The following is a 9,859-nucleotide window of genomic DNA, read 5'->3' as shown; positions in this document are numbered from 1 at the left end:
GCTATTAAAGTCCGCGCTGTCCGCGCGCCACCGCACGCGCGATCTGCCCCGTGAGATAGATTTCCGAACGCCGGAATGAATCGGCGTCCGGCGTCGAGATGTTGACCGTGATATTGGCGCGCCCGCCACCGGCGGCCATCACCCCAAGCTTGCCATCTGCGCCGCGCGTGAGCGGCATGATCGCTTCCGGGCCGGCCTCACCAGCGAGACCGACGCCGCCTTCGCGCAGCGGAAAGTAAGATGGCGTGCCGATAATGCCTCCCGAGGCGAACGGCTTGATGGCGCCTCCTGCGGCAGCCATCTGAGTGGACGAGCCGAAGAGCTGTCCGAGACCCCGAACCAGACCCGTCTCGATCGGCTTGAATGCCGCTTTCAATGCCATATCCGAGAGTCGCAGCGTCAGCGATTTCAATACGTCTTCGAAGCTGCGGCCGCCGATGACGCTTTGCGAGAAGGCATCGGTCATGAGCCGGCCAAAAGTCGCCGCGCTGCGCTGGGCAGCGAGGATGCGCAGATCGATCCGATCCAGCGCGTTGCTCAGCCCGACCTCATCGATCTGTGGCGTGATGTTTTCGGCCATCGGGATATCTCGTCATCAGGTTGTCGAGTTCATCGCGCTGCATCGGCGAAACCGCACTTGTCACCGCGTTGATCGCATGCGCCAGTTCACGCGGTGTCATCGCCCAGAAATCTTTCGCCGAGAGCCGCAGCACACCGAGACCAAAACCAATCGCGTCGGCCCAGGGAAATGGCTTGCAGGAAAACGGTTTGATTGTCATGTGTCGGCGGATCCGAACGTGGCCTCGATCAAGGCCGAGGCAATGCGGACATAACCTTGCGCGCCACCCGGCACGCTCATGCCCGCAACGTCGTCGTCGTTCACGCTCTCACCTGCCCCGCGCAGTCCCGCGCCGATGATGCGAATGAGATCGTGCGAGCGCAGCCGCCCTTGCGCAAAACGCTCGGCCAGAGCCGGAAGGTCTTCCGCGCCGAAAGCCGATTCCAGTTCCGCCAATGCCCCGAGCGTCAGCACCAACGTGCGCTTGCGTTCGCCGATGTCGGCATCGATTTCGCCGCGATATTTGTGGGCCATAAAAGTGTATGCCTTTGTAATCCGCTCGTCCCCGCGAAGGCGGGGACCCAGAGTCACAAGACTGGATTCCCGCTTTCGCGGGAATGAGCGGGAGAGGTGATACTTCCGTGATGGCTTGGGTTTACGAAGAAGCAAAGCTCAGCGCACCCGCGCTCTCCAGCGCCAATTCATAAGTGACTTCGCCGTTATGCTCACCGGCAAATTCCAGGTTGGTGATCTGGAAGGCGCCTTCGACCGTCCCGAAATCAGGGATCACCACCTGGCAATTCTTCACCGCACCATCGAAAAACGTTTGCCGCATCAGCGCATCGGTCGCGGCATCCTTGAACAGCCCGCGCCCGGAAATGCCAGCGCGCTTGATCCCCGCCCCGTCGAGCAATTCGCGCCAGCGCCCGGCGGATTCAGCGTGCGTGATGTCGACCGTTTCGGCGTTGAAAGCGATCCGCCGCGATCGCAGGCCCGCCACCGTGACGAAGCCTGTGCCGTCATGCATCTTGATGAGCAGGTCCTTGCCCTTTTGTGCAGCCATATGGTCCTCTTGATCTATGCCGGCTCGGTGACCGCGCGAAAGCGCACCAGCGCGTGATAGGTTCGTCCATCCGCTTCGCGCCGGATGTCGGCGAGCGAGAAGCGGAGATTGATAAGCTGATGCCCGTCGGGCGAAAGCGGCGCATCGTCGAGCGCCTGCAGCAGCGCGCCGGTAATCATATGCGCCTCCTTGTGCCCGCCCTGTCGCGACCAGGCATGCAAGGTGAGCTGATGCTCTTGCAGCGTCTCGTCGCCGGCGGAATAATCGCTGACCCGCGCTTCGCCGAGCGTCACATAAGGAAAATCGGCATGGCGCGGCGGCTCGTCGTAGACTTTGGCGCCGCCGAGAATGGCAGCCAGCGCGGTATCGGTCGTCAAAGCATCGTGAATCGCCGCGCGCAATGCGGCGGTGGCTGTGGACATAAATGACTCCGAATTCTTCACCCTCCCCTGGAGGGGGAGGGTCGCCTGACGAGCGAAGCGAAGCAGGCGGGGTGGGGTGAAACGCCACACACTAAGCAAGTCACCCCACCCCGGCTTGCATCTCGCCATGCTCGATGCTTCGCCGACCCTCCCCCTCCAGGGGAGGGTGAAACTCAATCAACTCTCTCCTCGGCGGCAATGTCGAGAAACCGCTTGCGGCCATCGCGATCGCGCAGCGACACGATGCGATAGACCGCGCTGCCATCGCGAAAGCGATGCCGCGTCGTGATATCGCTCGAAAAGCGAAGGCCGATGCGATGCGTGACGCGCGCGCCGAGGCGTGCAGCCTCGATCTCCTCATGCGCGGAGACCGGCGTGACCGACGCCCACAAAGTGGCGATGGCGCCGAAGCTGCGCATGACGCCACCTGCGCCGTCGTCTGTTTCCAGCGGCGCTTCGAGCACCAGTCGCCGATTGAGCTTGCCCGGATCGCTCATAGCGACAACACCCGGAACGGTGCGATCAGCGACGACACCGAGACCGGCATCGACGCCACCTCGCCGCTCGCCACGACAAGCCGCCGGTTCTCATACCAATGCGCGACCAGCAGCCGGATCGCCTGGCGCAATGGCGCCGGCACATCGTCGGGCGTGTCGCCATAACCCACGTCGATATCGATCTCGATGCCGCCCGACACTCTCCCCGGCGCCGGCACAGCGCCGCGCTCGACCATCAGCATGGCCGGCGCCGACACGGGATCGATATGAAAGCCATCGACATCCAGCATCTGCAGCAGGCCGTCGTCGCGATAGACGCCAATCGCCGTGACCGCACGCAGCGGCACCGGCAGGATCGGCAACACCCCGGCCGAAGGCCACACATCGCGCGTCAACCGCCAGGTTTGTGTGATCAGCGCGCGGCGTGTCCTGGCTTCGACATGCACCCGCGCCGCGGCCATCAGAGCCGCGATCACGTCGTCATCGTCGTCGTGCTCAATGCGGAGAAAATGCTTGGCATCGGCAAGCGTCACCGGCTCGATCGCCGGCGGCGTCAAGAGAATGGCGGACATTGTTTGAACTTTCTCAGATCTCGTGTCCCGGACGCGCCGCGGCATAAGCGCGTCACGCGCGCGTCTTCAACGCGCTATGCAATGACGCGGTGCAGAGCCGGAACTTATAAGGATCGCAAAATGGGTCTCGGATCAGCATCGCAGCGCTTCACGCTGCAATGCGTCCGGGATACGCGTGCATGGGTTGACAAAGGCGGCAGAAGTCAGCTTCGCACCGCGCGATGTGCATTTGCATGCTGGCCTCGCAATCCGGAGCAGCTAAGCCGTCAGGATAATCGCGGCCGGCACGACGACGATCATGGCCAGCGTTGCCAGAACCAGGGTCGATGCGGATTCGCTTTCGTAGATGCCGTAACGCGGCGCGAGCAACGTCGAGAACGCCGATGACGGGATTGCGCACATCAGAATAGCCTCCCGCCCGAGCGGATTGTCCACGGCAAGGATTAGAACAAGCGCTGCCATAAACAGCGGCTGTGCAATCATCTTCACCAGCACATTGCCGGCGACTTCGGGCGTCACTCTGATCTTGTACGCGGCAATGATGAGTCCGGCGGCAAACAGCGAGACGCCCGAGGTCGTCGATCCGATCAACGTCAGCATGTCGTCGATCGTCGCCGGCACCCGAAGCCCCGACAGCAGCAGAGCAATGGCGCTCAGGGGCGCCCACACCATCGGTTGCGCCAGGCTGTTCATGAGCGCGGCCCGCACCTGCCGCGCCAGCCGCGCGGCCTCGCTTTCGGCACTGGCGAGTTGCGCCTCAGCCGACCGTTTCGAATGCACTTCCAGCAACACAACCGTCAGCGGGGCGATGGTCAGGTTGGCGATGACGGTTGCCGTCGTGACCGAAAGCACGCCGGCATCGCCGAACAGCCCTTTGAAGATCGGGATCCCCATGAACGCCACGGACGGAAAGCTCAACGCGTTGGCCTGCAGCGCGGCTTCCCCGATCGAATGACGCAACACAAACAGACTCACCGACAATACGACGAGATAAAACCCCAGAAAGCCGAGAAAGATTGCGAACAGAAACGGAAGCTCCTGGACGGCCTCGCTCGTCGTTGTCTTGGCGATACCGACGAACATGACGGCCGGCAGTGCGAAGTCCAGCACCAGCTCGTTGATGCCTTTGACCTGATCCTTGTCGAATTTTTTCGCCCGTCCCGCCCAGTATCCGAGCACAAGCACGAACAGGACAGGCAACAGAACGGAAAATGAACTGGCCAGCATCGATTCGCCGTCGCCTCGAAAAAATCCCGGCGCTGGGACAATGAAGGTTCGTCTGCAGCCTATCACGCGCCGGCGGGATGGTCACATTTGTGATGACCAGCCCCGCCGTGCATTGACAGCGTCCACCCAATCAGGCTTCAAACCACGGCCATGCTCACCCGCCTTCTCATCCCCGCCCTGCTCGTCTCATGCATCACACCCGCCGCAGCGCTCGTCGGCGGAGCGCAGCCTGTTGCCGGCCCGCATGCGGCAGTGATGATCGTCGGCTCGCGCGGCAATTCCTGCACCGGCATCGCCATCGCCCGCGACCTTGTGCTCACGGCCGCGCATTGCGTGCCGCCCGGCGCCGATTACAAGCTGGTCGCGTTCGATGCGCAGCGTCAGCCGCGCCTGCGCGACACGCAAAGCATCGCGCGGCACCCGCAATTCAGCCAGAAGACATTCGACAATCACCGTGCGACGGCCGATGTCGCGCTGATCAAGTTCGCGTCGCCTGTCGTGTCCGGCATGCCGGCCACTCTTCACGGCGAACGGCTCTCGTTCACACCGAACGACCGCTTCACCGTGCTCGGTTATGGCCTCACGCAAATCGGCAATGGCAAGAGCGGCGGCACGCTGCGCAACGCGCAGCTTCTGGTCACCGGCCAGCCCGGCACATTGCAGATCCGTTTGATGGACCCGGCGACACGCAACGAACGCGCTGGCCTTGGCGCCTGCACGGGGGATTCCGGCGGGCCAGTCCTCCGCGATATCAACGGCCAGCAAAAGGTGATCGGCGTCGTGAGCTGGTCCACCGCCGCCGGCAACCAGGCCGGCTGCGGCGGCCTCACCGGCGTGACACCGCTGTCATTATATTATCCCTGGATCGCGGAGACGGCGCGGAAGCTGGGCAGTCCGCTTAATTAGACGATCAGCGGCACTTACTATTCAGGGATCAAAAACCCGGCGACTGCCTTCGTAGCGAAGGTCGCGAAACTCGGGCGGCAAATAGCGCCGCTGCAATTCATCGATAACCTCATCGTCATAAATGATCAGGCCCATCCCAGCCTCGGGCCAATCCTGCAATCCGGGATAGACGCCGGCGGCAATGCACCATTCCGGATAGCCTGACAGATTTCTCTGCAACGCCGTGATGACATGCGGCTTGATCAAATTCAGGTTCTGGATTTCGAGCTGATGACGTCGCCATCCCCAATTATCATCCACCAGCCAATAATCCCCCTTTCCGAACGCATCCTTGCGGCCGAACTGGTCCAATGTTTCCGTGATCCGGTCGTGCAGGATCTGCCATTCCCGGTCCTGAACGGGATCAATGCCATCATTCATGGTACACTCTATTCTGTTCCGCGCCCACCACGCAGAGGAAACAAGCGCCTTAAAAGTCTCATAGTATCGTTAAACTGACGAATTCGAGGATCGGAGGATTCTCTTATCTCTCTCAGCATAGCCCGTGCATGATCTGGTGTCATTTGATCCGGCCGAATCTGATTTCGCTTTAGAAACGCATCTCCAAGTTCTTTAATCGCCGCGTTATATTGACCATGGGGACCATCTCTGCCGCTCCAGAAATGCCCTCGCGGTACACCATCCGGCGTGGTGCGCAAAAGCATACGGGGAATTGTTCCGGTCGTTGAGCGCTCGAAGACTCGACGTGTTTCGTCGCTCAAATTCCATTGTCCGTAGACACCTCGTGGCATCTCGTGATGGCCGCCAGAACGATAGTACGGATTTCCATCAGCATCCAGAATGCCTTCGAGCTGAGCGAGCTGCAGCTCTTCGGCGTAGTCAAAAGACCAGTCGGGATCCAGGAAGTCTTCAAGTAGAAACTGAGCATCAATTGGAAGATCGAACGGCAGCGTGAGCCCGGTGCCCGCCCCACTCGTCCACTGCCCGCCATCGGAATTCCCCGCAGGCACGCGCGGCTGATCGGGATTGTATTTGCGCTCGATCTGCTGCGGCTTCTCGAAGCGCGTGTGGTCGGGCCGAAGCCAGCGATGCGCATCGTTGCGCAGCCAGCGGCGCTGCTCGCGCGCCAGCCAGGCGGAATGAGATTGGTTCATTGATGTCTGAAAATGAAAAGGCCGCCGTGACGGCGGCCTTGTGTTAGACCATTGGTAAAGACGCAATGCGAAGAATTCTCTTCGCCACTAAAGCCATCCATCTCCGTTCGTCCCCGCGAAAGCGGGGACCCAGAGTCAAGAACTGGATTCCCGCTTTCGCGGGAATGAACGGAGTCTGCTGTGCGCTCAGCGCATCACACCCCCGAGAACTTCAGCAGCTTGATCGCATCGAAGTCCTGCACGCCGCCGCCGACACGCTTGGTCGTATAGAACAAGACATAGGGCTTGGCCGAATACGGATCGCGCAAGACGCGCACGCCCTGGCGATCGACCACGAGATAGCCGCGGTTGAAATCGCCGAACGCGATCGCATAGCTGTCGGCCGCGATGTCCGGCATGTCTTCGGCTTCCACCACCGGGAATGTGAGCAGTCCCGCGCGCCCGCCGACTTGCGCCGGCGGCTGCCAGAGATAATTGCCGTCCACATCCTTCAGCTTGCGGATCGCGCTCTGCGTCTTGCGATTCATCACGAAGGCCGCGTTCTGGCGATAGCCCGCCTTCAGCGCATAGACGAGATCGATCAGCGGATCCGCCGAGCCCTCGTCCGGAAAGCCGCCAGCGACGCCGGTCTCGATGAAGCCGACCTTGGTCCAGGCCCATGAGCCTTCGGCCACCTTGTCATATTGCAGGAAGCCCTTCGGCTTGTTGGCGCCGTCACCATTGACGAAGGCGGCGCCCTCCTGCACCGCGAAAACCTGCTCCACTTCGCTGGCGATCCACTCGTCAATATTGACCGCAGCATCTTCGAGCAGCGCGCCGGTGGCCGCCGGCATCGCGTAAAGTTCGGCGGCGGGAAACGAGAGCTCATCGAGCACCGGCGAATTGGTCTGCGGCCGCGCCGCCGTTTCACCCACCCAGCCGGTGGCGGGCCCCGCTGTCATGAACGGCTTCTTGTAAGTGTTGCCGGAAATCTCGCGCACCGCGGCAATCGAGCGGATCGGCGAGATTGCGGTGAGCCGCCTGCCGATCTCCCGTTCAAGCTCTTCAGGAACGAGATAGCCGCCATCGGCCGGCGCGTCGATCGACATCGCCTTCACTTCGAGCGTGCGCAAGCCTACGCTTTCGCCGGCGCGGATATAGGCTTCAAAGGCGCTCTTGTGTTCGCGCTCCGATGCGGCGCTGATCGCGCGGTCGAAGCCGAGTTGCGGGCGCGCGGCTTTCAATGTCAGCGCGTCGAGGCGCCGCGCCTGGCTGTCGAGCACGGCATCGATCCGCGCCACCTTCTCCTCCTGCAGCACATCGGCCGAGCGCCGTTCGATCGCATCGAGCCGCTCGTCATTGGCGGACTTGAAAGCCTCGAAAGTGCGCATCATGTCGCCATGCGTCACCGCAGCGTCCGGCGAAAAGCCGGCCTTGGTTTCGAGATGATCGTGAATATCGAGGGTCATATTGAGGTTTCTCCTTGTGAATAGGCCATAAAAAACGCGCGGGGCGGAGCCCTGCGCGCGACACGGTTGATTGGATTAAAATTCGCCGAACCTTGAAGCGGTGACGAGCACCTTATTGTGATGCAACCGCATGGGCATCTGGGAACGTTTTATGTCGTCAACGCATCTTCGTCGTCGGGGCTGTGGAGCGTCAAACCAATGAAGGATGTGTCATGCGTAAAATTTTCCTGATTATCGCAGCTGTGACGAGCCTTGGTGCTGTCGCCATTTCCGCACCCAACAGCGCTCAAGCCCGATTTGGCGCCGGAGCGATGGCGGAAGCCACAGCCTCGCGGGTACAGCCGGTGCAATACTATGGTGGCTATCGACGGTATCCGAGCTATTACGGAGCCTACGCCTATGCGCCGTCGCGACACTCCAACTATTGGTACAATGCGCCGGCCTCTGTCTATTCCGGATCGCGCGAGGCGCTGGACACATGCGCCGATTGCTGATGAAGGGCCGTTGATCCAGTCTGCGCTTTTGCAGGATCGGATCATCCGGCAAGAGGCTTATACTGCACGCTGATAGAGTACACGCCACGGCTCCGCGGCATCCGTCGCCACTGGCTTGCGCGTCCGCGCGGCAGCGCGGCCTGTCCCGCCTGCTTACCGCACGGACGCGCGTCATGGTTGATGCGCTCGCGATTAAAAGCCTTTTGCCTACTGCGCTTATGGGGCTGCACGCTCCAGATTCCGCGGCGGCGACATACCGGTGTCACCGGCCTGAGATTGCCAGCATCTCTATTTCGGCTTGTAGATTCCCCGGTCGAGGCTCAACAACGACATGCCAGCGTCTCCAGCTTGCGGCTGCCAACCGGAGGCCGCTATGGCTTCGAGTTGAGCTCGTGCTGTTTGGGGCTGAAGCGCAAGAGTAGCATGCGCAGCTTTGAGACGAACTTGCATATTCTTGTGATTATATAGAGGAAGAAGCGCCGAACGCTGATCGCCAGGTCGCGCCTTGAGTTCATCCTCAACAGCCTCGATTTTCCAATACAGCTTGTTGATGTCTCCCTGGAGCATGGCCATCATTGCCATGTCCTGCTGAACAGAAAGGTCGGCAAAAAGCTGTACGAGTTGCTCTACGGAAAGATTCCGGAGTTTGACGCGCTTCATGGTTTGAGAATCCCAAACAACCGCATTGCATCGAGGCCGACGCGCCTGTGATCATCCCAGCTTTTTCCTTGCAGATACTGGCGGGGCGTTAGCCCATCAAATTCCTTATTCGGCCTTTGATACCACGAATTGATCTGTTCGTGTCGATATCTCGGAATAAGCACCAGATTGTCCTGGCCATTGATCCGGCTGTCCGGAAAGCCCTGGTTACGCGCAGCCGTCTGTTCGACAATATGGTGGCGATCATAACCTCTTTTGTCCGGCTGCGACATCGCTTCGTATAATTCACCTAGCGTCTTCGGCGGATCTTGATTGGCCTTGATTTCCCAATGAAGCTCGTTGAGCCAATGCTCGGCAATCTCCGTGATCGTGGTGAAGTAATAGATCGTCAGATAGGGACTGCGTGCGACTTCGCGGGCGATCTGATTGATGTGCTGTCTCGCTTCCGGCGGGATGCTGGGGATGGCGAGTGGATTCTCAATCGGCGGAAGCGGCGGCCGGCGACGGGCATCCGAAAAATCGGTAAGACCATCATCGTCAAAAACGCCGAGCTCACCAAAGTCGATGAAGTCCTCATATCCATAGAAATCTTCGAAGGCACCTTCCTCGCCGAAGATACCGAGACCCGCGTCATCGCCAACCGCCAATGGAAAACGGACAGACACACCGCCGCCGCCCGCACCGCCGCTCGTCCATTGCCCGCCATTCGCATTGTCCGCCGGCACGCGCGGCTGATCGGGATTGAAGCCGGCTTTCAGCGCCAAGGCATGCCGTCGCAGCGCCACCTGAAAGCGTGACGCCGCGACATGCCATTTCAGCCGGACCAGCTCCGACCTGATTGCTGCCAGTGATTGCAT

15 protein-coding genes are annotated in these 9,859 nt (G+C 60.8%); 2 read left to right on the top strand and 13 right to left on the bottom strand.

Annotated elements, in window-relative coordinates; translation table 11 throughout:
• Window positions 1-4: 4 nt before the first annotated feature.
• From CAK95_RS19065 to CAK95_RS19030, 8 genes are all read right to left on the bottom strand, one after another.
• Window positions 5-580 (bottom strand): phage tail tape measure protein, encoded by a 576-nt coding sequence (locus CAK95_RS19065; RefSeq protein ID WP_086089348.1) that lies wholly within the window; start codon window positions 578-580, stop codon window positions 5-7.
• A complete protein-coding gene (locus CAK95_RS19060) occupies window positions 549-779 on the bottom strand; it encodes a rcc01693 family protein (RefSeq protein ID WP_086089347.1) in 231 nt (76 codons plus the stop codon). Before CAK95_RS19060 ends, CAK95_RS19065 begins: the two co-directional genes overlap by 32 nt.
• Complete coding sequence (locus CAK95_RS19055) at window positions 776-1,093, bottom strand: gene transfer agent family protein (RefSeq protein WP_086089346.1); 318 nt, start codon at window positions 1,091-1,093, stop codon at window positions 776-778. Before CAK95_RS19055 ends, CAK95_RS19060 begins: the two co-directional genes overlap by 4 nt.
• Before the next feature lie 121 nt (window positions 1,094-1,214).
• Complete coding sequence (locus CAK95_RS19050) at window positions 1,215-1,622, bottom strand: phage major tail protein, TP901-1 family (protein WP_086089345.1); 408 nt, start codon at window positions 1,620-1,622, stop codon at window positions 1,215-1,217.
• 14 nt (window positions 1,623-1,636) lie between these two features.
• On the bottom strand, window positions 1,637-2,044 hold the full coding sequence (locus tag CAK95_RS19045; RefSeq protein WP_086089344.1) for a DUF3168 domain-containing protein: 408 nt from the start codon (window positions 2,042-2,044) through the stop codon (window positions 1,637-1,639).
• A 173-nt stretch (window positions 2,045-2,217) separates the two neighbouring features.
• A complete protein-coding gene (locus CAK95_RS19040; RefSeq protein ID WP_086089343.1) occupies window positions 2,218-2,541 on the bottom strand; it encodes a phage head closure protein in 324 nt (107 codons plus the stop codon).
• A complete protein-coding gene (locus CAK95_RS19035; RefSeq protein WP_086089342.1) occupies window positions 2,538-3,113 on the bottom strand; it encodes a head-tail connector protein in 576 nt (191 codons plus the stop codon). The genes CAK95_RS19040 and CAK95_RS19035 overlap by 4 nt, the downstream gene beginning before the upstream one ends.
• A 258-nt stretch (window positions 3,114-3,371) precedes the next feature.
• Window positions 3,372-4,340 (bottom strand): AEC family transporter, encoded by a 969-nt coding sequence (locus CAK95_RS19030; protein ID WP_086089341.1) that lies wholly within the window; start codon window positions 4,338-4,340, stop codon window positions 3,372-3,374.
• A 150-nt stretch (window positions 4,341-4,490) separates the two neighbouring features.
• Here CAK95_RS19030 and CAK95_RS19025 point away from each other — a divergent pair, with 150 nt between their 5' ends.
• A complete protein-coding gene (locus CAK95_RS19025) occupies window positions 4,491-5,246 on the top strand; it encodes a S1 family peptidase (RefSeq protein ID WP_086089340.1) in 756 nt (251 codons plus the stop codon).
• A 21-nt stretch (window positions 5,247-5,267) separates the two neighbouring features.
• On the opposite strand, the gene CAK95_RS19020 is transcribed toward CAK95_RS19025, so the two are convergent.
• The 3 genes from CAK95_RS19020 to CAK95_RS19010 form a co-directional block, all read right to left on the bottom strand.
• On the bottom strand, window positions 5,268-5,666 hold the full coding sequence (locus CAK95_RS19020; protein WP_086089339.1) for a hypothetical protein: 399 nt from the start codon (window positions 5,664-5,666) through the stop codon (window positions 5,268-5,270).
• Between the two features lie 8 nt (window positions 5,667-5,674).
• Window positions 5,675-6,400: a hypothetical protein gene (locus tag CAK95_RS19015; RefSeq protein ID WP_086089338.1), complete on the bottom strand. Its 726-nt coding sequence runs from the start codon at window positions 6,398-6,400 to the stop codon at window positions 5,675-5,677.
• 194 nt (window positions 6,401-6,594) lie between these two features.
• Window positions 6,595-7,848 (bottom strand): phage major capsid protein, encoded by a 1,254-nt coding sequence (locus CAK95_RS19010; protein WP_086089337.1) that lies wholly within the window; start codon window positions 7,846-7,848, stop codon window positions 6,595-6,597.
• Window positions 7,849-8,060: 212 nt separating this feature from the next.
• On the opposite strand from CAK95_RS19010, the gene CAK95_RS19005 reads away from it, so the two are divergent.
• Window positions 8,061-8,342: a hypothetical protein gene (locus CAK95_RS19005; protein ID WP_086089336.1), complete on the top strand. Its 282-nt coding sequence runs from the start codon at window positions 8,061-8,063 to the stop codon at window positions 8,340-8,342.
• Between the two features lie 288 nt (window positions 8,343-8,630).
• On the opposite strand, the gene CAK95_RS19000 is transcribed toward CAK95_RS19005, so the two are convergent.
• Both CAK95_RS19000 and CAK95_RS18995 read right to left on the bottom strand, forming a co-directional pair.
• Complete coding sequence (locus tag CAK95_RS19000; protein WP_086089335.1) at window positions 8,631-9,002, bottom strand: DUF2019 domain-containing protein; 372 nt, start codon at window positions 9,000-9,002, stop codon at window positions 8,631-8,633.
• On the bottom strand, window positions 8,999-9,859 hold the full coding sequence (locus tag CAK95_RS18995) for a hypothetical protein (RefSeq protein WP_086089334.1): 861 nt from the start codon (window positions 9,857-9,859) through the stop codon (window positions 8,999-9,001). The genes CAK95_RS19000 and CAK95_RS18995 overlap by 4 nt, the downstream gene beginning before the upstream one ends.

The organism is Pseudorhodoplanes sinuspersici, from assembly GCF_002119765.1.
In the GTDB taxonomy this organism is placed as follows: Bacteria; Pseudomonadota; Alphaproteobacteria; order Rhizobiales; family Xanthobacteraceae; genus Pseudorhodoplanes; species Pseudorhodoplanes sinuspersici.
The sequence above is the reverse complement of the archived record's forward strand: the minus strand, read 5'-3'. Positions and strand labels throughout refer to the sequence as shown.